The sequence below is a fragment of the Helicobacter sp. L8 genome (assembly GCF_003660355.1).
GTDB classification, from domain to species: domain Bacteria; phylum Campylobacterota; class Campylobacteria; order Campylobacterales; family Helicobacteraceae; genus Helicobacter; species Helicobacter labacensis.
This window is the reverse complement of the sequence record NZ_QXQR01000001.1, coordinates 105,718-125,503: the sequence shown is the minus strand read 5'-3', so window position 1 is coordinate 125,503 and position 19,786 is coordinate 105,718. Positions and strand designations below refer to the sequence as shown.

Annotated in this window: 23 protein-coding genes; 10 read left to right on the top strand and 13 right to left on the bottom strand. The window is 43.3% G+C overall.

All coding sequences use genetic code 11. The annotated features are described in order from the left end of the window. Positions 1–17: 17 nt before the first annotated feature. From EAO37_RS00605 to EAO37_RS00585, 5 genes are all read right to left on the bottom strand, one after another. Positions 18–320: a hypothetical protein gene (locus EAO37_RS00605; RefSeq protein ID WP_162982898.1), complete on the bottom strand. Its 303-nt coding sequence runs from the start codon at positions 318–320 to the stop codon at positions 18–20. Positions 321–512: 192 nt separating this feature from the next. Next, the gene (locus EAO37_RS00600; RefSeq protein ID WP_120945631.1) at positions 513–1,055 is read right to left on the bottom strand and encodes an acyl-CoA thioesterase; all 543 of its coding nucleotides are present in this window, start codon (positions 1,053–1,055) and stop codon (positions 513–515) included. 48 nt (positions 1,056–1,103) lie between these two features. Then, the gene (locus tag EAO37_RS00595; protein ID WP_120950946.1) at positions 1,104–1,517 is read right to left on the bottom strand and encodes a hypothetical protein; all 414 of its coding nucleotides are present in this window, start codon (positions 1,515–1,517) and stop codon (positions 1,104–1,106) included. A 318-nt stretch (positions 1,518–1,835) separates the two neighbouring features. Beyond that, the gene (locus tag EAO37_RS09115; protein ID WP_162982913.1) at positions 1,836–2,141 is read right to left on the bottom strand and encodes a hypothetical protein; all 306 of its coding nucleotides are present in this window, start codon (positions 2,139–2,141) and stop codon (positions 1,836–1,838) included. A gap of 143 nt (positions 2,142–2,284) precedes the next feature. Continuing rightward, positions 2,285–2,572: a hypothetical protein gene (locus tag EAO37_RS00585; RefSeq protein ID WP_120950942.1), complete on the bottom strand. Its 288-nt coding sequence runs from the start codon at positions 2,570–2,572 to the stop codon at positions 2,285–2,287. A gap of 225 nt (positions 2,573–2,797) precedes the next feature. On the opposite strand from EAO37_RS00585, the gene EAO37_RS00580 reads away from it, so the two are divergent. Continuing rightward, positions 2,798–4,501, top strand: a complete 1,704-nt coding sequence (locus EAO37_RS00580) for a replication initiation protein (protein WP_162982912.1) — start codon at positions 2,798–2,800, stop codon at positions 4,499–4,501. A gap of 295 nt (positions 4,502–4,796) precedes the next feature. Here the strand turns inward: EAO37_RS00580 and EAO37_RS00575 are convergent, their stop codons facing one another. Then, positions 4,797–6,362: a protein rep gene (locus EAO37_RS00575; protein ID WP_162982911.1), complete on the bottom strand. Its 1,566-nt coding sequence runs from the start codon at positions 6,360–6,362 to the stop codon at positions 4,797–4,799. Between the two features lie 41 nt (positions 6,363–6,403). Between EAO37_RS00575 and EAO37_RS00570 the strand changes: the two genes are divergently transcribed. Further along, on the top strand, positions 6,404–6,844 hold the full coding sequence (locus tag EAO37_RS00570; protein WP_120950935.1) for a hypothetical protein: 441 nt from the start codon (positions 6,404–6,406) through the stop codon (positions 6,842–6,844). A gap of 1,086 nt (positions 6,845–7,930) precedes the next feature. Further along, positions 7,931–8,629, top strand: coding sequence for an NYN domain-containing protein (locus tag EAO37_RS00565; RefSeq protein ID WP_120950933.1), 699 nt, complete (start codon positions 7,931–7,933; stop codon positions 8,627–8,629). A gap of 718 nt (positions 8,630–9,347) precedes the next feature. Here EAO37_RS00565 and EAO37_RS09480 read toward each other — a convergent pair. Together EAO37_RS09480 and EAO37_RS00555 are read right to left on the bottom strand one after the other, a co-directional pair. Next, on the bottom strand, positions 9,348–9,938 hold the full coding sequence (locus EAO37_RS09480; protein ID WP_240451670.1) for a hypothetical protein: 591 nt from the start codon (positions 9,936–9,938) through the stop codon (positions 9,348–9,350). A 5-nt stretch (positions 9,939–9,943) separates the two neighbouring features. Then, positions 9,944–10,333 carry a hypothetical protein gene (locus EAO37_RS00555; RefSeq protein ID WP_162982910.1) on the bottom strand — a complete coding sequence of 130 codons (390 nt, stop codon included), beginning with the start codon at positions 10,331–10,333 and terminating at the stop codon, positions 9,944–9,946. Positions 10,334–10,689: 356 nt separating this feature from the next. Here EAO37_RS00555 and EAO37_RS00550 point away from each other — a divergent pair, with 356 nt between their 5' ends. The 4 genes from EAO37_RS00550 (at position 10,690) to EAO37_RS00535 (ending at position 12,902) form a co-directional block, all read left to right on the top strand. Continuing rightward, positions 10,690–10,887 (top strand): hypothetical protein, encoded by a 198-nt coding sequence (locus EAO37_RS00550; protein WP_120950929.1) that lies wholly within the window; start codon positions 10,690–10,692, stop codon positions 10,885–10,887. Between the two features lie 431 nt (positions 10,888–11,318). Further along, a complete protein-coding gene (locus EAO37_RS09375) occupies positions 11,319–11,720 on the top strand; it encodes a mobilization protein (protein ID WP_205589712.1) in 402 nt (133 codons plus the stop codon). A gap of 114 nt (positions 11,721–11,834) precedes the next feature. After that, positions 11,835–12,035, top strand: a complete 201-nt coding sequence (locus EAO37_RS00540) for a hypothetical protein (RefSeq protein ID WP_162982909.1) — start codon at positions 11,835–11,837, stop codon at positions 12,033–12,035. Positions 12,036–12,206: 171 nt separating this feature from the next. Next, a complete protein-coding gene (locus EAO37_RS00535) occupies positions 12,207–12,902 on the top strand; it encodes a hypothetical protein (protein ID WP_120950925.1) in 696 nt (231 codons plus the stop codon). A gap of 58 nt (positions 12,903–12,960) precedes the next feature. Here EAO37_RS00535 and EAO37_RS00530 read toward each other — a convergent pair whose 3' ends face one another. Both EAO37_RS00530 and EAO37_RS09780 read right to left on the bottom strand, forming a co-directional pair. Next, positions 12,961–13,686, bottom strand: a complete 726-nt coding sequence (locus tag EAO37_RS00530) for a Fic family protein (protein ID WP_240451669.1) — start codon at positions 13,684–13,686, stop codon at positions 12,961–12,963. A gap of 225 nt (positions 13,687–13,911) precedes the next feature. Then, entirely contained in the window at positions 13,912–14,034 is a 123-nt protein-coding gene (locus EAO37_RS09780; RefSeq protein ID WP_276206391.1) for a hypothetical protein, read from the bottom strand. Positions 14,035–15,754: 1,720 nt separating this feature from the next. Here EAO37_RS09780 and EAO37_RS00520 point away from each other — a divergent pair. Further along, on the top strand, positions 15,755–15,937 hold the full coding sequence (locus EAO37_RS00520; protein ID WP_120950919.1) for a hypothetical protein: 183 nt from the start codon (positions 15,755–15,757) through the stop codon (positions 15,935–15,937). Between the two features lie 365 nt (positions 15,938–16,302). Here EAO37_RS00520 and EAO37_RS09110 read toward each other — a convergent pair whose 3' ends face one another. Further along, positions 16,303–16,482 (bottom strand): hypothetical protein, encoded by a 180-nt coding sequence (locus EAO37_RS09110; protein ID WP_162982908.1) that lies wholly within the window; start codon positions 16,480–16,482, stop codon positions 16,303–16,305. 137 nt (positions 16,483–16,619) lie between these two features. On the opposite strand from EAO37_RS09110, the gene EAO37_RS09105 reads away from it, so the two are divergent. After that, entirely contained in the window at positions 16,620–16,787 is a 168-nt protein-coding gene (locus EAO37_RS09105; RefSeq protein ID WP_162982897.1) for a hypothetical protein, read from the top strand. A 968-nt stretch (positions 16,788–17,755) separates the two neighbouring features. On the opposite strand, the gene EAO37_RS00505 is transcribed toward EAO37_RS09105, so the two are convergent. Beyond that, positions 17,756–17,977 (bottom strand): hypothetical protein, encoded by a 222-nt coding sequence (locus EAO37_RS00505; RefSeq protein WP_120950913.1) that lies wholly within the window; start codon positions 17,975–17,977, stop codon positions 17,756–17,758. A gap of 450 nt (positions 17,978–18,427) precedes the next feature. On the opposite strand from EAO37_RS00505, the gene EAO37_RS00495 reads away from it, so the two are divergent. Beyond that, a complete protein-coding gene (locus EAO37_RS00495; protein WP_162982907.1) occupies positions 18,428–18,598 on the top strand; it encodes a hypothetical protein in 171 nt (56 codons plus the stop codon). A 113-nt stretch (positions 18,599–18,711) separates the two neighbouring features. Here EAO37_RS00495 and EAO37_RS00490 read toward each other — a convergent pair whose 3' ends face one another. Then, on the bottom strand, positions 18,712–19,380 hold the full coding sequence (locus EAO37_RS00490) for a hypothetical protein (protein ID WP_120950909.1): 669 nt from the start codon (positions 19,378–19,380) through the stop codon (positions 18,712–18,714). Positions 19,381–19,786 lie beyond the last annotated feature (406 nt).

Genomic DNA, 19,786 nt, shown 5'->3' with positions numbered 1-19,786 from the left:
GTAAGCCCCTCTTTTTGTCATTGTCTAGGACGCGCAGAACCTTGCACTTTCACGCATTTCATGCCTAAAAGTCCATAAAACCAAGGCCAGATTTCTTTTTTAACTGTGGTATTGACCAATTCCCATTCTCGTCTGGCGACTCTAACTCCAGTTTTATATCCGCGGGCGGCTAACGCATCCGCAGTGTCCTCAGCATGCTCGGCTTCTGCGAAAGTGTTAGCCTGACTTTGCGCCTGCTGTAACGCTTGTTGTTTTAAATCATCCACCGAACCATAAGGCCAAGTGAAATAATCGCACGCCTGCCCATAGACACTGTGCATTTCTCCAGTTACTGGCTGGTTTGGCTTAATCTCTGCAATTTTAGTGGTGCAACCAGCCATTAAGAGGATGGCTATCGCCCCCCCCCCCCCATTTAACTAGCAAAGAAGAACTACTCACAAAAACCCCTTTCAAGTAAGATAAGCCTACATCGGCTAATTTGTATTCTTTTTAACACCACCATGCCCCTTAGTCTAACTACTCTGTTGGGCTTGGGTTAGGCGTTCTTGCTCCTCTTTGAGGGCGGCTTTTTGGGTGCGTTTGAGCATTTCTTTACGCCTAATCGCGCGCTCATGGCGTTCTTTCTCTTTGTCTGTTTGGGGGACAAAGGGGGGCATGGGCATGGTCTTGCCATCCTTCATAGCCACCATCGTAAAATAACAGCTATTGGTGTGCACCGCTGTTTTAGCCTTAAAGTCTTCACAGATCACCTTGATCCCCACTTCGCAACTTTTTGTGCCCACATAGTTGATGCTAGCATAAAAGGTAACCAAAGTGCCAATGGGGATAGGGTGTTTAAACAACACGCGATCCACACTCAAGGTTACCGTGCTATAGCCACAATAACGCGTAGAACACACATAAGCGACCTTGTCTAAAAGGTTGAGCAACTCGCCTCCGTGCATGACATTGTTGAAATTGACCATATTGGGGGTTACCAAAAAAGACATGGTTAGCTGTCTAGGATCGCCAATGCTCGCGGTGGTGTCCGCGCGTAATTTTTCGCTCTCGCTCATGAAAACTCCTTGATGATAATGGCGACTTTAACCAAAATTAGATAACATTTATCTAAAAGGCACAAAAGCCATCAAGATCACACAAATCCAAAATAGATAGGATAAAAATAAAAAGACATGGCAACATGTCAGCATCTGCTTGTATCGTTTTTGAAAATAACAAACCAAGCCATAAAGAGCATAGCTAGATGCAAGAAGCGCGATGAACACGCCCGGGAGAGTATCATACCTTAACCCGTAACTCCAATGCACCATGTTAAGCAGAATCACAAAAACACCCCACCCCAAAAACCAACTCAAAAAGTAGAGAATGCTTAAATGGCATTTTTGATAAAAGTCTATAAGGACGCTCACATTAGCAAGCACAATGCTTAAGATCAAAACCACAATGCCCGGCTCGCGCGCCAACTTCAATAAAAATTGTTTTGCCCTCACTTGGGGTTTTTCCTTGCGCTCTAGCATAGCCCCACTTTAGCGCATTTTTAGAGGGTAGCAAGGGTTAAGAAGTTTTAAAGCAAGGGTTAGGAATAATAGCGTTGGTAGTAGGGCGGTTGCCCGCCCATGTGGTTGATGTAATGGCATGGCTAGAACCGTCATAACCACCAACGCTATTACCAGTGTTTGCATGGTTGCCTCTCTTTTTGGGGCATCACCCACTATAGCCCCTAACCCCTAAGTCTAAGCCTAGTTCTCCAAATAACCAAAAGAGAGCCCCCATGTCCTAGAGAGAATATAACACCACTTCTCTTAAATTCTCCCCCTTAAATCCTTGCTAAAACCTCATGCAAAAGGCAAAGAATACTGAACTTCCTTAAAGTCCCACACACAGAGATAAAAAGGTGCGGCGCTACTGCCTATTTTGTAGGCGCGCAGAGTATCCCCCGGGGTGAGCGTGAGCACAAAACTATGCCACTTCACTTGGGAAATAGTAACATCGGCGTTAAGTCCGTATTCGCGATCGTGTTGTCCTGTTTTGTAGTTCCCACTTGCATCGTAATAGCCATGATACCACCAGCCCGGTGCATTGTGTCTATAAAGCCCCCACCCTGTGTTAGCTAATGCTACCTTCCCGTATGGAACCACCATATGGAGTAAATATGCATCAGCAATTCATCGGATTTTTCTTTGAGAAAAAAGACTAAATGCATCGCTTCATTGCAATCTCTAAGCATGTCAAAGCCTGATGTCCATTCCTCTAAAATGTCCCTCGTACTCTTTTGCTCAAACCACTAGGTGTAGGCTAATCCCTTGTCCGTGCCTTTGAACGCATAGATAAGCGCGTTTTTCAAATGCGCGCGCTTCATCTGCCCGATGTTTTTGATCACTACAGGGGTCTTTGTTTCATCGTGTTTGAATACAGAAGGCGCGCCCCTTTGCACAAAATCATTGAAACGGATTAAGAGCTTGGCATCATAAGTGTCTCTATTAAGTCTAGCCCTCTTGGGCTTGACAATCTCATCAATCCAATCTAGATCAGGCTTATAATCCAGTGGCGCATCTACAAGCTTATAAGCCATCGCTTTCCCTTATTTTTCGATGTTTTTTGCCCGCAGATTGTAGCTAAAAATTTTGAAAATTTTAGAGAAAAAAATAGATGAAAAAAATAGCCAACTTTAGAGAGGATTTTAAAGGGTACAGGATAACACGAAGTGATCTGACACTTTGTGGCTCAAGTCCCTACACAAGGGAGTTAAAAATCACATTTTATGCGGTTTATGCAGGTAAAGATAAAAGGTTTGGTTATGGATATATTGTCTCAACAGCAAGCTATAGCTCAACAGATTAAAGCTTTACAAACCCTTATAGATACAGAAAGCGATATTGCGATCAAGCAAGTTTTAGAGCAAAAACAAGCCGAATGTCTCAAAAAGCTTGTAGAGCTAACCACACAGACAATTACAGTCCAACCCAAAGACATAGCTACGCAAAACATACACGATCAGCAACCCACCACGCTCCCCACAAGCCCAGAACTCGCACCCGCACAACCAACACAGCAACCCATAAAAACCGAAGCCATCACACAAAACACCCCAATACTTCCCAACCCTATTGCTGAAAAGTATGTTACTTTTCATAACGATGTCAATTCTGTGTCTCTAGGCAAGCTGGGCACACTAGAAACAAACTTGCTCTTTGCGATCTTTCAAAAGCTCAAGGATAAGCAAGACGATCTCTTGATGTTTAACATTGATGAAATTAAAGCGATGGTGCATGCGGTTAAAATCAGTAAAAATGAGTTGAGCGGTGTTGTCAAAAGACTTTGGAAAAATATTAGACTAGCTAACTTTTGGATACTCTTACCCAAGAGAGATGAAAGCCACATGCTCTTTAAGACCTTTGCGATCAACTACCATGACACCCAAAAGACTCAAGTTAAGAGCATAGAAATCCAAGTGAATATGCCTTACTTTGGTTACTTGCTCAACTTCTTAAACGCTAACTTCACTTCCTTTGAACTCTTGGAGTTTCAGGGTATCCGTAGCAAATACGCCAAGACTCTTTATAGACTACTTAAGCAATGGAAAAGCACGGGAGTGCCTCCTAAGAGAGAGTGGAGTGAGTTTAGGGAGTTGATGGGGATACCTGCAAGTGTCAAGTTACTTGAAGTAGTTGAACGCGCTATCCTCAAACCCGCTCTCAAAGAGCTCCACAAGCTCCCCTACTTTGAAAATCTTTGCTATGAGAAACTAAAAACTAAGGGCATGGGCAATCGCATCACCCACATCCAATTCTACTTCCAACCACTCACTAAGACAAGCAAGGACAAAGAACAAGCCCAAAGAGATTTGAGAACCATCGCATGGGAGATTACAAGCAAGCAAGCCATCAAAGAGATCAAGAAATCCATCAAACAACGCAAACAAACCAAACAAGATGAGGCGATGATGCAAACTCTAGGCATGGCGTTTTGCAAACCTAAAGAGCCCAATGTCTTTTTTGTGATTGAGAACATACAACGCGAGCAAGAGGGTTACAAGGTTGTAGCAAAATACTACAGAGATCACAAAGAATTTCAAGAAAAAAGCGTGGCGATACCCAATCAAAAAACTTTATTAGAGAGCATCGCTAATGCTGGCTACCAACCCCTAGACTTACAAGCAACACAAACTCCACAACCTACAGAGACTACAATCCAATCAAAAACAAATGAGGATGGCTTTAAAACCTTTCAAGGTATCACAAGAGCCCACCAAGTCCAACAAGTTAAACGGACACGAGCAACAAAACCCAACAATGACTTCACAGAATACATTGGCAGAAATCTCTACATGAACACCAATGCTATCCCCTCTTATCTCAAAATCAAACACATCTCTACACTGGAGAGCGGACAAATCCAAGTGGATGTCAAAGACATAGACAAACCAAGAAAAGCTTTAGAACCTTTTGTGTTTAAAAGCGTGAAGCACTTTGAGAATTGGTTTAGGAGGTATGGAGATTAAAAGCTTATACACTAACAATCCACACCATTTAAAATCTCTTCAAGCCCACACGACGTTTGAGTGGCAAATTTTCCAAGCAAGCGTTAGCGAGTGTCCTCTCCCTTGCAGAGGGGTGGAAAAATTTGTCGCTCAAGTGCCACGAGGGCTAAGAATTTTTTCTCATTGCTTCAACTACTATCCATTGTTACATCTATTGCACCATGGACACCTATTAAAGTCTTTTCTACTTTGCATAACTCTTCATCTAAGATGTTCTCGTGCAAGAATACACTCTGCTTGCCATTGCCAATGCAATCTATCGCATAGGCGCAACAGACTCTGAGTAAGTGCCACCTCTGAGTAAGTGCCACACATTGAATTGATAGGGGTATTCCTTGCTCCATTCAGATAGATTTCTGATATCCATCTGCTTTTCATTCAAATACTCTTTCAGATCTCTAATGCCCTTAGAAACAGCCTTGTATATGCGCTGTGTTTGCGATCTCTCCTCTTGGCTCAAGAGATTGATCCGCTTGTCAATGAAGCCCTTAACAAAGTCTGATAGCTCAAAACCATAGGCATCTTGTAGTATCTGGCATTCATTGCCTACAACTTGGTTGTAGGTTTTAACTTCGCGTAGCTCACACGCCCCTTGTTCTTGCAGGTATTGACCTAGTGGCTTCTTTTTGTCCTCACCTCTGGGGGATGGAGCGTGGTAAGCCTCATCGCTTGCCTCAAAGATGGAGGCTTTATGAGGCGGTTCATCCACGCAATTTGTAGTGGTTAGTTTGCATTTGGCAAAGATACCTCCGCTACCAAAGCTTCTGAGCCCTCTCATCTGTTCGGCAAGCTGTATAAATAGGGGTGCATAGGACTTGCCTGTTTCCTCATATTCTTTGGCATTCTTGCGGTCAATTTCAGTTATTCTGCGCAACATTTCAGGGCTTAGAGCACCTTTATCGGGGTAGACTAAGACATCTTTGGCATTAGTTTTGATCTCATCGTAGAAGTCTTGGGCAAATTGCAAATCTGGCTGAATGTTCTCATCCGTACTGCTAAACTTCATCCCTTTAACTACTTCTCGCATTGCAGCGTGTAGATTGGCTTGCATACGCTCTTGAGTGCGATTCTTATAGCGGTTGGCAAACTTGCGTCCATCAAAGACGATGCGCATATCCACATTGCAACCTTCTAGTTGCATAAATTTGGGGGTTTTAACGGGATTTAGGGGATCGAGCACGATATTATAATCGTGATCAATGGTGATGCCTCTTGCAAACTCTTCTGCTACCATTTTACTCAAATCTTGCTGTGTGAGGTAGCGGGACTTGGGTTTTTTAGGATTTTTAGACTTTCTAGGTCTCTTTGCCTTACTGGGTTTGGGGGGGATGATGGAGGTGTAATAATCCCAGTCTACGGCAAAGAGTAGGTGGATATGGGGATGGGTCATTCCAATGCCTAGCTGGGTTTCAAAGCTATCCCCTAGCACCTCTGTGCCTCTGATAAAGCCCCATATAGCTTGGGGAGCAAAGCGGTATTTGAGCTTTTTGGTGGATTGCAATAATCTATGGATATGCGCATTCAAGGCTTTCACAGTGTTGCGTAGATCGCCTAGTGGCACATTCTTGGGACTGATAGTCACCATCATCAAGCGCAAATTCTCCAAATCGATTTTGCCACTTGAGATGTGATCGGCTAGCGTTTCTTGGTAGCCCAACGTGCGGTAGTGAGCTTTCATAATACTATTGCAATGGAAGCAGAACCTGTCCTTGCAAGTGTATGCGTGAGGGATTTCTATGACATTGGTCTTGGCTTCAAACTCTTCGATACTGCGCTTGATCGTGTGCCATGTGGGGACAACCATCTTGGTGCACAGGTCCATACAAGCCGCACGGCTGGCAAAAATTGGGGAGGATTACACACATGGCAACGATTTTAGACAACTACCTAGCAAGAGGGACAGTCGCACACATTGAAGATAGTGCGATTTTTGACCGTGTAGCCATCTATGTGGGAAATAATGAATTTATCGATCTAGCTATTACTCAAGGTGGCGACCTTATACCCGAGTGGACATTAGTCAAAATCAACGCTACAGAATGGATAACATCCCCAGGGGATTGCGAGAATGGCAAACGCAATCCAAAAGCAAAATTTTCATGCTGCTGCTTAGGCACTACATGCGTGGGTTCTCAAGAAGTCTATGATCGTGCACTCAGCATGGTGGGACAATCTCTCAGCATCATGAACACATTCCCTTTTGTGCGTGGATGTTTAACAGGAGATTTTCAAACAGGGCAATTCTGTTGGGACAGAACACTACAAAGAATAGCGGAGAATAGCGGAGCGCACTCTAGGGAGTAATAACTGGTGCAATGTAGAATTTGAAGGAGGTGGCGACTATATCGAAGTCAATGTAGGGCTACGATACTGAACTAACTCCTTGATAAAATCAATAAGCCCACAAGATTAGCCCCCTGCAAGAGCAAACTAACAAGCGAACTTATGAGCGTCCCCTTGAGGGGTGGTCGGTAAACTAACCACGCGGTAACACACCTAGAATCCTTCACATTCTACTAGAAAGACCCCCTCAATCTGCCAAAATTTCAAAAAATACAAGAGAGACAAATCTCAAAAACATAAACAAAACCAGCCAAAGAACCGAAAGCCCCCAAAGCTCACTACCTACGATATCAATATGTAAAAATCACTATGATATCTATCAAATGAAACTTAGCCAAAACCAAATCTAACGCTGATATTAATGTAACTAAAGTCAACATAGCACAACCTCCTTTCCGCCACTCTTGCCCTCTCCACTGTATATCGAGTTAAAATCATCTTAAACTCCTTCTATTCATTTAAACCACTTTCAATTCTTTGGCGGCAACGCGTGTTGTAACATCTTACTATAAACTGCTAGATATTACTAAACAAAGTTGAAGGTTTTTTACTCCACAGGACAAACTAGCCAAAGCACGCTCGCGTGCGTCCCCTTTAAGGGTTGACAAGCAAATTTTCCAACCGATGGTTGTCGCTCGCAAGCTTGCTAAAGTTTGTCGCTCAAGTGCCGCGAGGGCTAAAGTGCCCTATTTTAGGGGGTTATTCGATTTTGGAGGGAGAGCTTAGAAAGGGTTTTTTGACCTAATTAAATTTTATTAAAATTTATTAATTTACAATTATTTTTCATTTTAATTTGATTAAATTCTTAATGAATGCTTATTTAAATTAATAGGAGCAGTCATTTTTAACCAATTTTTAAGGTCATTTTCTATTGATATTCTTAAAAAATTAAGCTACTTTTAATACTAATTTTATTAAGATCCCAAGTTCAGTTCCCCAACATCCACATGTTTAGTCCGTTGTGGATAGGGAATGAATGGTTCTGCTTTCAACTTTATTTGTGCTTCAAACTCAATTCACCTTAAAAACTTTTGAAGAAAGGCAAGTATGAAGGTTGCTGTTCTTATCGATTGGGAAAATCTCAGAAGAGATTTAATCTATCTCCAAAATGCTGATCCAAACTTCAAAGAACATTTTGACTACAACAAATGTTCTAATATTATGACTATGATCCACTCTTTTTTAGAAAAAGATGAAATGCTATACCGAATCTTCTTCTATACAGCAAAACCCACTAACCCTGCTGATTTAAAAAAGAAAGCTGAAAGTAATTCCGAACTCTCTCATTACCTCGAAAACAATCAAGATCAAACTGAAAAGATGAAATGCCGGTTCAACAAGATCAATGAATTTATCAATAATATTTCCTATGAAAAATTTGTAGCACTTAGATTAGGAACACTGCAATTCAAAGGAATTTATTATCAAAGGAAAAATAAACAAGCAAAGTTAAACATCGTTCAAAAACAAGTAGATATGCTTTTGGGATTAGACATTTCACACATCGCCCACAATAAACTCGCAGATCGTCTTTTAATTTTCTGTAAAGACACAGATATACTTCCATCCATAAAATATGCAAGACTTAACGGCTTACATGTTGCCCTAGCACACCTAACAGGAGAAACTCAAGCAGGAATTCACATAGCTCCAAAACTAAAAGTACACAGCGATGATGTTAGAATACAAAAAACAAAAGACATCATCGATCTCATAACCTCAACCTCATCATCTCACCACATCTAAACCATAACAACACATTAGATTACACTCTAATTAAGTCCACGATGTGGGATTGCGCGCCTAGTAGATTTGGTCGCTCCATAGCACATCGGAGGAGGCGCGCGTAGCTTTTGAGAAAGAGATTCTGTGTGGTTGAGTGGTGTCGGTTGGATCGACACGAGTCATAGTTGGACGACTAGGTGTGAAGTGGAGGATTTGTTAGCAAATTAAACAGAAAAATCGGTATATGTGCAAATCAAAAACTGGAAACTCAATGCTCACATACTTCGTTATCACTTCTATTGCCGTTGGAACACTAATGCTAATTACTCCCTTCTTGCAGATTTAGTTCTGCTTCCATTGCTTGGATTTGCTCTTGCCATTGTAAGAGTTTGTGAGCTAGTTTTGTGCGTTCTGTTTCATCAAGCACTCTTGCACCATCACGCAAACGCTCAAGCTCTCTGAAGTAGCTCATCTTTAGCAAGAACCATTGCTCGCGTAGAATTTCTTTATCGGTTGTCGTGCTGAACTCCTTGCTAGCCTCGCAGGATTATAGCCCCGCAGGGCAAACTAACCACAGCAAGTTTACCTAAGTATAAGGCCTCAATGAATTGACCTAAGTGAAGTGGAGGATTTTTTAGCCAACAGGAGGCAGTGCTAGGTAGCGTTCTCTATCTTCTACACTTGGGCAGTCCAAATACTGATCTGCTACCCTAATGTAGTTGTGTTTAAATCTGACAAACTACACACCATAATGAGCTTTGAGTGTGCGCTCTACCTCTTGTCGGCTATGCGCTCCAGCTATCGCGTTTCTAAGTACATCACCAAAGGCTGGGTCAAGCATAAGAAAACTACAACCTAATCGCTTTCCTAGTTTGCGCGCGATGTTATTCCACACAGAGGTGCTGAACTGTCGTGCAAGATAGGCATATACGCCATACTTCTCTCCGCTCTTAAAGTCATAGGCAATGTTATTCTCTGTGATGGAATACTTAGCCGTAGCGGTTTTGAGCATGCGATAACTCCCTTCCTTGTATTCTTGCACCACATTCTCTAAGATTTTGATGAGATCAGCAATGGGGATCGCATTGATTCTGTGCACATCTGCAATGACAATGCTCCTTTGACCTACAGACATAGAATGTGCTTTTGGCGTTGTAGGGTGCATGTATCTCTCTTTTGCTTGTGCTAGGCGCACCTCTTTTGCTTGGCGTGCTTTGGTGATCTCTTGTGTTGCCATTTGAAGTATCTTATCTACGCGTGCTAAACGCCCTTGCATGATGATAGGTTGCATTAATGGCGGTGTCTCGTGCTTGGCATAGTAGCGTGCCATATCTCTTAAGGGGGCATCTCCACATAAGTGATTAATCCTAGTTTTTGAGCAAACAGCTCTTGAAACTTGCGAAACAACTCTTTGTCCTTGACAAGCTCAATAGACGGGGCACTCTCAAGGGGAATGATGATCCTAAAGCGTTCTACATTAGGGCGTGAATCGTTTTCTTTGAGTTTCTTGTAGTTGCGTGAAGGCACGATGGCAAAGGCAATGCCATAGCGTGCTAACAGATCACACGCGCCCTTAACACTCAAAGGCTTTTTCTTGCCGTCCTTATCGTTATCCACATCGTAAAAGAGAAATGGGTGCAAGCCTATCACATTCTTGCCAGCGCGCTGGTGCTTGGTGCTATAGCCCTCGCTAAAACGCGCCACAGACACATCATACTCAATCACCCCTAGCGCGATCTGCTCCCACTTCTCAAACTCGACAAGTTGCTAGGCTTAGGGACACTAATGGCAAATCTCATCGCTGACTTCTTTGGTGGTTGTGTGCACGCATTACTTCCTCTATTTTGATTAAGTAGTCTTAACATCTAATCAACACCTATGTATATAACCTAACTCATCTATCTTATCTCTAGCCCCGCAGGGCAAACTTACCAAACAAGTTTGCGTAGTGTCCCCCCTTGCGGGGGTGGAAAATTTATAAATTTCCACCCTAAAGGGACACACATAAAGCGTTTGAAAAATTTGCCCTGCGGGGCTTTTAGTGTGGTATAATGTAACGATGTTTTTTAAAGGGGTTTTTTATGGATAATGTGGATAATCAATCAGATGAGGGTGTGCAAGCTAAAGGCGCAGGACAACCACATGGAAATAAAGTTATGAGTGATAAACCTACACAGACCCAAAAGGGCAAAAGCGTGAAAACCTTAGACAAAATGACAACCCGAGAGTTAGCGGACAAGGTAGCGCGCTTAGACAAACAAATTGCAAGCAGAGTTTGAGCGCGATAGAGCGAAACATAACCTTGAATAGCAGGTGCTAAGGTTGATGAGATCAAAGAACAGCAAAAACAAGCAAGCCAAATGCTCATTAAGAAGCAAGGAGAGGGCAAGTAAAACCTTCTCTTCACCTAGAGAGATGGGAAACTCACACCAAAGGGGTTAGTCAATGGGGAGCATTGCCTCAGTCAATTTTAAACCCACGAAGTTAAATATCAAGTCAATCACAACGACCGCAGTATTGCACCTAGCTATGTGTTAGAGAGTGGTGGGTTAGGCGTTGAGTGCAATAGGAGTGCGCAGGAGGCTTTTAGCCTTAAGAGATAGCCTTGTGCAGAAAGGCAATGGTAGTTTATTATCAGCAGTTTAAGCAGAGAAGCCAAGCCAAGAGTTATCTCTAGAGTGCGGTAGTTAATCTCAAGGATACCAGCACCATGCAAAACTTAGAGCAACTAGCCCAACACTTCAGGGATAAGTATGGATTTCAATGCTATTACATTGCTATCCATATAGATGAGGGGTATGTAGATGATGAGGGAAAAGAACAGATCAACCACCACGCCCCTTTAGAGTTTGTAACCCTGCACCCCATTACAGACAAGAGCATGTATCGTAAGGAGTATATCACACGCCAAGTGGCTAGGGACATGCAAACGGAAGTCGCTACTATCTTGGGTATGCAAAGGGGCGAGTATGTAGAGAAGAGTGGGCGCAAACGCATTGAGCCTAGAGCTTATGGGCGGTTAATGGAGCAAGCTAGAGCGCAAGCACAAGGGCAACTAGGAAACCACCAAGAAAGAGATACAAGAGCAATACAAAGACCACTTAGCCCCTAATGAGGTAAAAGCCTTACAAGAGCAAGCCAACACCGCCTAGCAAATCCTAGAGCAAGAGCGCAAGGCAAGGCAAGATAAGATAAAGGGTTTTGCAAAGCATTGCGCAAGGCAATGGTGGGTAAAGGCTTTAAGCGGGAGCATTTTAGCCAGCTAGAGCAATGGGCAGAGCAAGCAAAAGAGCAAGCGATAGATTTTGCAGAGTTTCAGCGTGTGGCTTTGGCTATCTTTCGGGATATGGGGGCGGTGTTTGCCAAAGACAATGGCTATCTAAGCCCCGATGAAGTGGAGGACAAGGTAAATGCCACCGCCGAGTAATACAAGGAACTATACAAGGATTACCTCAGTCCCCATAGGCAGCTAGATGATCTGAGGTTGTTTTGCTGTTTGGTGAGTAACCATATTCCCAAAAGGGTAGATGAGGGTAGAGATAGACTTAAGAAGGACATTAGACAAGCCAGTGCAGATTTAGCCGCGCTTTGCGAGTAGGTGGGCGGGTCTGGGTTTAATATCCTTGCATACTCTATCAAAGAGCTTAGAAAGTGCATTGCCAAGCTCCAAGAGCAGGCGGGCAAGACCCAAACAGCAGAGAAACAACTAAAAACCCAAGAGCAAGAACACGCCCAAGCTATCAAGGATAAAAACGACACCATCGCCACGCTCACCAAAGAGAAAGAGAGTACCAAGAAAGAAGCAAAAGAGACGGGGGAGATCAGTGCAAACCTAGAAAACGCCATAAACGCCCTTTACAGCGCATTGCTTGATCTAAAGGAGCAGGACAGCAGTCTCACACCCCAAGACAAGCTAGAAGCAATCAAAGCTAAGGTGAAAACCGCCCCCGCCCCTATTGTGGATAAGCCCACAGATAACCACGCCCTTAAAGAGTTGCAAGTGAAGAATAAATCTCTACAAGAACAAAATAGGGCTAAAGACAAAACCATCGCCGATTTGCAGGAGCAAAACGCCCGCCTATTGCAAACAACCCAAGAGCAGGCGTTGCAAACGCTATTGGGAGAAGTGTATCTGCTCACGCAAAAGCTAGACCCCGATAATGCCGAGTATTTGAAAGGCTGTGCCGATCAGTTGTTGGAAGATGTCGCCCGTTTGAGGGAGTGGCAAAAACTAGCACCCACACTCCAAGAGCAAGCCCACGAGGATAAGAGAGGTGGAGATTACCACAAATAGCCTTGTGTTAGTGGGCATTAGAGTGATTTCGCTCTTGCCACTCTTTTGATCTGTGATTCTACTTTTTACTCTTGCCATGGCATTTATTTAATTCTTGGACCTCTTGCAAAAATTCTGTTTCTTTTTGGTAAGCCTTACAAAAGAAATCCAAGTAATTTTGATAATCTCCACTTTCATAATAAGCGATCAAGGCTCCCCGATATTGTTTGTATAAGTTAGGATCATCTTCTATAAGCACTAAGGGCATTTTGTTATCATTCTTTAATGATAAAAACTGCATACACCTTGCTGTGCGCTTATTACAATCCTCAAAATATTGCAAATAACATAGGTTGTTGTGCAAGTAAATAGCCCGCTCAAAGGGGTGTTCAATAGTTTCATAAGTTTTGAATAAAAACTTCATCTCTGTATGGAGTTTATCCCCATAAGCGAGCGGTAGATAAGAAGTGCCTATTATCCCTGTAATATCGTGATTACGCATTATGCCACAATTATTTGGGGTAACCAGCTCATCAGACAAAATCGCATGCAGGTTTTGGCAGGTTTCTAGGCTAATGGGCAAATTTTCTTTAAGGATCATATCAAAGGCATTGCGCAAATTTAAAATCATCTTGGCATCGCTATATTTCTTGCCCCCCGCAGTCAACCCCTCTTCTAGCAAGGCAAGCGTATCTAACTTACTATAAGTGTTACCCTCAATTTGGGCAGAAGAATAGATAAAATCAAAACGCAGTTTTTCTATACACCCTTGTAGCTCTATAAAATCACTAAAGTTATAATCCACAACGTCTAATTGTTGCTTTTGTCGTGGAGTTAATATGCTCTTGTTGTTTAAAAACTGCGGATTGTATTGCACAAAAAACCTCCTATGTGATTATCGGCCTTAGCAAACCTTTTTTCTCCCAGCTTCCCAGTGTTTGGATACTTACACCTAAAACTTTACTTGTTGCGTGATCTCTAGGATTTCATCATGGATTTCAACCGCAGTTTGCAGATCGAGATAAAATACCTACTTTTGTGCCAATCGTTGATAAACCGCCAAGATTTCGGGGTTTTTTAGTCCCTCTTTGCACTTAGCGCGCACTTTTTGGAGCTTTTTGGCGTATTCTTGGGAACTTGGTTTTTGTGGCATGGACATCCTTTATTGGTAATGAAGGCATTGTAGCATAACTAAACAACAATGAGAAATGATAACCATGCAAGAAACACCTTACTAGAGGACATGAAAGCAAAGTCAATCCTAGCGGTGTGCCCCTTAGTAATCAGCCATGATAAAAAGCTTTTGCAATTTCGTTAGAAACTTCACGCTTTAAAGCAGAATAGACACAAAGACCAACACCAACCCAAAACGCCAATCACTCTTGCTCAAAGAAACTCACTTTCAAATTTGACTTGGGTTATTTTAACATCATTGTCCTTACTAATGATGACCCCCGTGTTTTGGCGTTGAGCTTTGGGAGTAGTTTCACATCTTGCACGCTATCAGATCAAGCGATGGCAAAGAACAAAAGCCCGCCACTTAGTCATAGCTTACTTCAGAGCTTTGGCAGTGCAGAGCTTTCAGCCCCGCCTGACACACCCCCGCCCCCCCAAAGCCCACACGCCGCCGTAAGACAAAGGCAAAAGAACAAAATGCAGTGTGTGCGATCAGATGATGGATTTTAACTAGACCCAAATACCCGACATCTTACGAAAGCTCCATGTCTTTAAGAGAGAGAAATTTAAGGTTTGTGGGCGTTTTTTGTTGTTGTAGGTAGTTCAGTTATAGAGCAAAAATCCACCCGAGTTATGCCTGTTAGCTGTTAGAGGTTTTGCCCCTTGTAAGAGGCTGTTCGGGACTTGTGCTTCTAACATCTTGTAGCCCCCTTGTGTGCGGGGTTTTGGGACTATAACACCAAAAAGTGCGATGCCCTAAAATGCGATGGTGTTAGAAGTGTTAGCTATGTAACGACCTTTACTCCAAGAAAAAATGTAAAAAGTAAATAAGACGAAACGAACAATGGTAATATCAATAAAATAGAATAAGTCAAGTTAAAGTTGGATTTTTTAAACACCGCTCATTTTGATCCCACGCAACCCCGCACACAAGGGCATTGCGGGGTGTTAAAACCCACTTCTAACAGCCACTAACAGCCAACAAACAGTTACTTGAGAGCCACTCCCCACAATGCTAGCAACCCCGCACACAAGGGCATTGTACCTGTGAAAATAGGCTGTTAGAAGTCGTCCGAACGCCCCAATGCCAAAACGCCCCAAATTCTCATCTTGTGGATAAAACCGACACAACACCCCCTAGTTGCAAAAGCAAGAGCCAAAATATTGAGCCAAAGGCGCGTAGGTTTGTTGCGCGCATAGATAGCCACTTTAAACCTTGAGCCAAAGGCGCACAAGTAAATTAAGCCCATATAGCTAAAAGAAACAAGCGCACCGCCAAACCTAGCTTAAAGACGATTAAGCAATGAAAATGAGAGTTAAGGCATTTGTAAGCTAATGCCGTGCCAATCTGAAACGTTTGCTAAAACAAGGGCGCAGGATCAGACAAGGGTTACAGAGTTCAAGAAATGGCAAGGGCTTTTTTGGGATTTTTGGCTTTTAGTTGTGAGGTTCAGTTATTAGAATAACTGAACCTAGTTGTTAATGGCGACAAGTGGCTAGGTCTAGTTGTTAGAATAACTAGACCTATCTTTGATGACAGACAAAGCGAACGCACATCGGGGTTTGTTTGGATTTTAGGTTAGTTTTTGGTAAGACAACGAGTTAAATGTGTTGGCTAGCGTAAACCCGTCCAGTGGTTTTAACCCAAACTTTGACACAGCGAAAGTTAAAACCCTACCTTATTTTGGAGCAACAAAGTGCCAAATAATAACACAAACAGCCAACAAGAAAACTTAAAGCAAACCCAAGCCCCCTTACAAGCTCTCTTAGACAATGCGGACAATGAGGTAGAAATAGAAAATAGCATAAATATACCCTTTGAGATTGAGGACATCTTGCAAGAACTAGAGCCTATCCAACCCCCCGAAATATCCCCCTAGTGCCTAATGCCTTAACGCCCCCCACAGATAGCAAAGAGCAAGCAGAGATTGAGGCAAAGGTTAGAGAGCTCATCAAAGAAAATGAGGGGGCGGGGTTTGTGAGCTTGAAGCTCAAAAGAAACAAGAAACAGCTAGATCACAACACGAGAGAATTGCCCCCTAGCTATTTGTTCCCTAGATGGATCAACAAGCTAGAGAAAGAGGGCGGAGTTATCAGCACTTGCACCGCGGAGCAAGCCCACAAAATAGGCGAGAGATACATTTTAGAGTGCATTGCAACACGCTCCGCTGTCTTATCCTCGCCCTGCTTTTTGATAGCCTCAAGCTCTCTTTCCCCCTATTCTCAAACGCTGCAATCCCTTTGTTCATCTTGGCTTAAACGCCTCAATCTCTCGCTCAGTCTTGCTCTTTAAAGCCTTGAGCTCCCTCTCATGTTTGGCTTTTGTGTCTTGGTATTTATCTCTGAGCCTAATAATCTCATTGCCTAATCGGCTCTCTAGCCCCTCTAAAAACCGCCTACTCATCTTGCTGTAGTCTTTTGCCATAGAATACCCTTGTATTGATCTCCCTAGTATTCTAGCACGAATTGCAAGCAAAAAGAGTTTTTATACAACTCCACAAAAAGCCCCCTGCAAGGGCAAACTTTGCAAGCCCATAAAGGGCACACTCGCTAACGCTCGCTTTGGCTAGTTTGCTACTCAAACGCCGTAGGGGCTTTAATCTACTCTTGATCTACTTCTTGCCTCTGCGTTTGCCCTTGCCCTTGCACCGATCCCGCTTAGAAGTATTTGGCGATGTGGGGGTGTATCGTGGTATGAATTTATCCACTCTGTGGCGTGCTCTAAGATGATTGCTAGCCCATCGTTTATAGGGTTGTTAGGGTTGTTAGGGTTGTTAGGGTTGTTAGGGTTGTTAGGGTTGTTAGGGTTGTTAGGGTTGAGTGCAATAACTTCTATTTCCCATAGCTCTTTATGTCTAGGGGTTTGGCAAAATGGCAAAAGTTGGATATACACAGACGTATCATCGTAAGGGTCATAGAAGTCAAACCGATAGGCATACTGCGCGAGCACAATCTGTATTTTAAGCACAACATGCAAAGGGATTTTTAATGCGGTTTCGGGGTTATCATTTTTGTAGTGAGCAATGGTTGATCTTACTTGGTCTTTAATTTTATCAATCTCACAATCTGGCACACTCTCAAACGCTATCATGCGAAGTTTGGCACAATCAAGGTCGCGAGATAATCGCAACAATTCAAACCGAATTTGCACATCAAGTAGTACTGCTTGCAAATATTGGTGAAGCACCAAATGTTAAAAACACTCGGGCTTCCTAGGTCGATGTTGCTCGTAGAGAGAGCTTGGTTCTCACTCTATGTCCCTATGGATAGAAGGATTTTACAGAGTTTGAGCTCCAACACAATTTCCTATAGGTCTCATGCATCATATCCCCAAAGGTGTAACTTTCGACACCCTCTGCCGTAAATACAAATGCATGGAAGCATTGTACCACAAATTATGGCATTCATCCTACCCGCTAAAGACGAGTGGGATTTCTGTCAAAGGGTTTTTAAAAACCACTCCATCGCCTGTGCAAGGATATCTTGTAACCCAAGCTGTTGTCAGCTATCCTTGTCTTGAGTTTTTTCAAACATCGTTTTTTAAAGTTCTCACAATCCCCCCACAACCGCTTTAAACTCCAAAACTATAGTCTGATACTCCCAACTCCTAACCTCGTGCTCTATGACCCGTTCAAAGCGATCCAAAGAGTACTGTTGAGTATAGCTCGCTTGAATTTTTTGAATTTTAAATAAGCATATCAAAATGCTTTGGCTTCTAGTTTGATCCCCAGCTCTTTCAACGCTTGCAAAAGACTTTTATGCGGGGTTTTAAGGGTCTTGCCCCTGGCTTTGGCGATGTCTTGCAGGGCGCGTTTGATCTGCGCTTCATCTCCATCTTCTAGCATGGCGTTTAAGTAGGCTAGGCATTTTTCTTCTGTGTTGAGATAACGACTGATGTCAAGGTCACTGAAAGTTACCATGCAAACTCCTTTAGGATTTCTTGAGCTTTTTGGATGTCTTTTTTCTGCGTGCTTTTGTCCCCACCACAGAGCAAGATGGCTAGAATGTTGCCTTTTTAGCCACATAGAGACGATAACCTGCACCTATGTGGATACGCATTTCAAAGATTTGCCCCGTGATGTGCCTGTGATCGCCAAGATGCCCATGGGTACGCAACATGTCCAATCTTTTGGCTATGGCAGATAAAGCTGTAGGATTTGGCAAATTCTCTAACCACGCATCAAAAACAGATGAAGTTTTAACTACCATTGGCATGGATGCATTGTAGCGCATTTTTTTCTATGTTTTTGATTTTTAGTTCAGTGGTGTTGATGAGAAGTAGATTTTCATGCGTATTTTAAAATCTCTTTAACATCCCCTACAACCGTTCCCACTCCCCAAACCATATGCAAAAGGCTTTAGAGAGTGTGGTGAATAACGCTAATAACGCCAATGTGGGCGCGCTCGCGTCCAGTGGCAAAAAAACAGACAACGATCATAGCAAGGGGGTTTCTACTCCCAAAAAACGCGCTCTAAACACCGCCACAGACTTAAGTGAGCCCCTAGTTGTGCCAAATGAGGAGCAGACTAGCGCGCCATAGCACCAAATCCCACTAACACTATTTGGGTGCTAGCGCACCCAGCGCGCCTTTGGTGTAGAAACATCCGCGCTAATTTTGCGTCTTGGATTCTTTTGATGGTGGGCGCGCGGGGTCTAAAACTTCGGGCAAGAGAGGGCGATGAGCACGCTCTGGACGCATTTGTCCGAATCTATGATGCTCTTGGCATGTTCGGTGAATTTGGAATAGGCGGCGTTGAAATGGGGATTTTTGGCGCGCTCTAGCTCTAGGTAGTAGCGGTAATAGGCCGCATAAGAGTGGTGCTGCCCGCTTGAGCCTAGGGCTAAGATAGCCTGTTTGATGAGCTCTAGGTTGAATCGGCGTTTGCAATCGTGTTGCCCGGGCACTCTGCCGCGCTTGAGTTGCAGGCCTGCTTCGCCCTCTTGGCGGTAAGTGCGCACCCAACGGGCGATTTTGATGGTGTAGTTGTAGATTTGGCGCGCAGTTTTGCTAAATTCCCCGCGCGATTCTAAGAGGACGCGCACGATGAGGGCGATGGAAAAGTGTTGGGCGTTGTGTAGGACAAAGTGCACCATGTCGGCTTTTTCGCGCTGTTTGTGCTCGCGCTTGGTGATGTCAAAGTGCCCTATGGTTTTTAAAATGTAGGACTTTGCCTTGCGCTGTTCTTCCATATTGTTGGGGTTGTTAAAGCCACGCAGTGTGAGGCGGGGCGTGGGGGATAGATTGAACTCGGGGACTTCCTCTAAAGGGGGGAGTTCAGGCATGTATTCGGCGATAAAGGCTTTCGGATCAAATGTTGCCACACCTGCCCCCCTTCTAAAGGTTTTCGCTGTGGGTGTTCTAGTGTGAATTAGTTTAAATGCAGTTTAAAGCTTTTGTTTTAGGGGCGTGTCCACCCAAAATCGTAACCTGAAAGCGCAGCATTGTTTGGAAGTTTTTTGTATAGTGATGCGCAAAGGTAAGTTATATTCTTTATTGGGGGAGTGAGAGCATAATTTGACACCACAGTAGAAAGAAATTTGTTCCTATCAAACTCACACTCTAAATTCTCGGGTATGTAGATTTCGCATGTTGTGTGTTTCATTTTTTCTTAACTCTTTGTCTGTTTGGTTTCTGCTTTGGACTCTGCGGTCGCTTTTGGCTTTTTTCTCGCCGAATCTCCTCCTCGCGTTCGTGGAATCTAAATACGATTGTGTGTCTAGTTTTATA

Excerpts from the sequence above, each read along its gene's own strand:
- EAO37_RS00605 (WP_162982898.1), bottom strand. The coding sequence starts at position 320 with ATGCACAGTGTCTATGGGCAGGCGTGCGATTATTTCACTTGGCCTTAT.
- EAO37_RS00600 (WP_120945631.1), bottom strand. The coding sequence starts at position 1,055 with ATGAGCGAGAGCGAAAAATTACGCGCGGACACCACCGCGAGCATTGGC.
- EAO37_RS00595 (WP_120950946.1), bottom strand. The coding sequence starts at position 1,517 with ATGCTAGAGCGCAAGGAAAAACCCCAAGTGAGGGCAAAACAATTTTTA.
- EAO37_RS09115 (WP_162982913.1), bottom strand. The coding sequence starts at position 2,141 with ATGGTGGTTCCATACGGGAAGGTAGCATTAGCTAACACAGGGTGGGGG.
- EAO37_RS00585 (WP_120950942.1), bottom strand. The coding sequence starts at position 2,572 with ATGGCTTATAAGCTTGTAGATGCGCCACTGGATTATAAGCCTGATCTA.
- EAO37_RS00580 (WP_162982912.1), top strand. The coding sequence starts at position 2,798 with ATGGATATATTGTCTCAACAGCAAGCTATAGCTCAACAGATTAAAGCT.
- EAO37_RS00575 (WP_162982911.1), bottom strand. The coding sequence starts at position 6,362 with ATGGACCTGTGCACCAAGATGGTTGTCCCCACATGGCACACGATCAAG.
- EAO37_RS00570 (WP_120950935.1), top strand. The coding sequence starts at position 6,404 with ATGGCAACGATTTTAGACAACTACCTAGCAAGAGGGACAGTCGCACAC.
- EAO37_RS00565 (WP_120950933.1), top strand. The coding sequence starts at position 7,931 with ATGAAGGTTGCTGTTCTTATCGATTGGGAAAATCTCAGAAGAGATTTA.
- EAO37_RS09480 (WP_240451670.1), bottom strand. The coding sequence starts at position 9,938 with ATGGCACGCTACTATGCCAAGCACGAGACACCGCCATTAATGCAACCT.
- EAO37_RS00550 (WP_120950929.1), top strand. The coding sequence starts at position 10,690 with ATGGATAATGTGGATAATCAATCAGATGAGGGTGTGCAAGCTAAAGGC.
- EAO37_RS09375 (WP_205589712.1), top strand. The coding sequence starts at position 11,319 with ATGCAAAACTTAGAGCAACTAGCCCAACACTTCAGGGATAAGTATGGA.
- EAO37_RS09780 (WP_276206391.1), bottom strand. The coding sequence starts at position 14,034 with ATGCCACAAAAACCAAGTTCCCAAGAATACGCCAAAAAGCTCCAAAAA.
- EAO37_RS09110 (WP_162982908.1), bottom strand. The coding sequence starts at position 16,482 with ATGGCAAAAGACTACAGCAAGATGAGTAGGCGGTTTTTAGAGGGGCTA.
- EAO37_RS00505 (WP_120950913.1), bottom strand. The coding sequence starts at position 17,977 with ATGGTAACTTTCAGTGACCTTGACATCAGTCGTTATCTCAACACAGAA.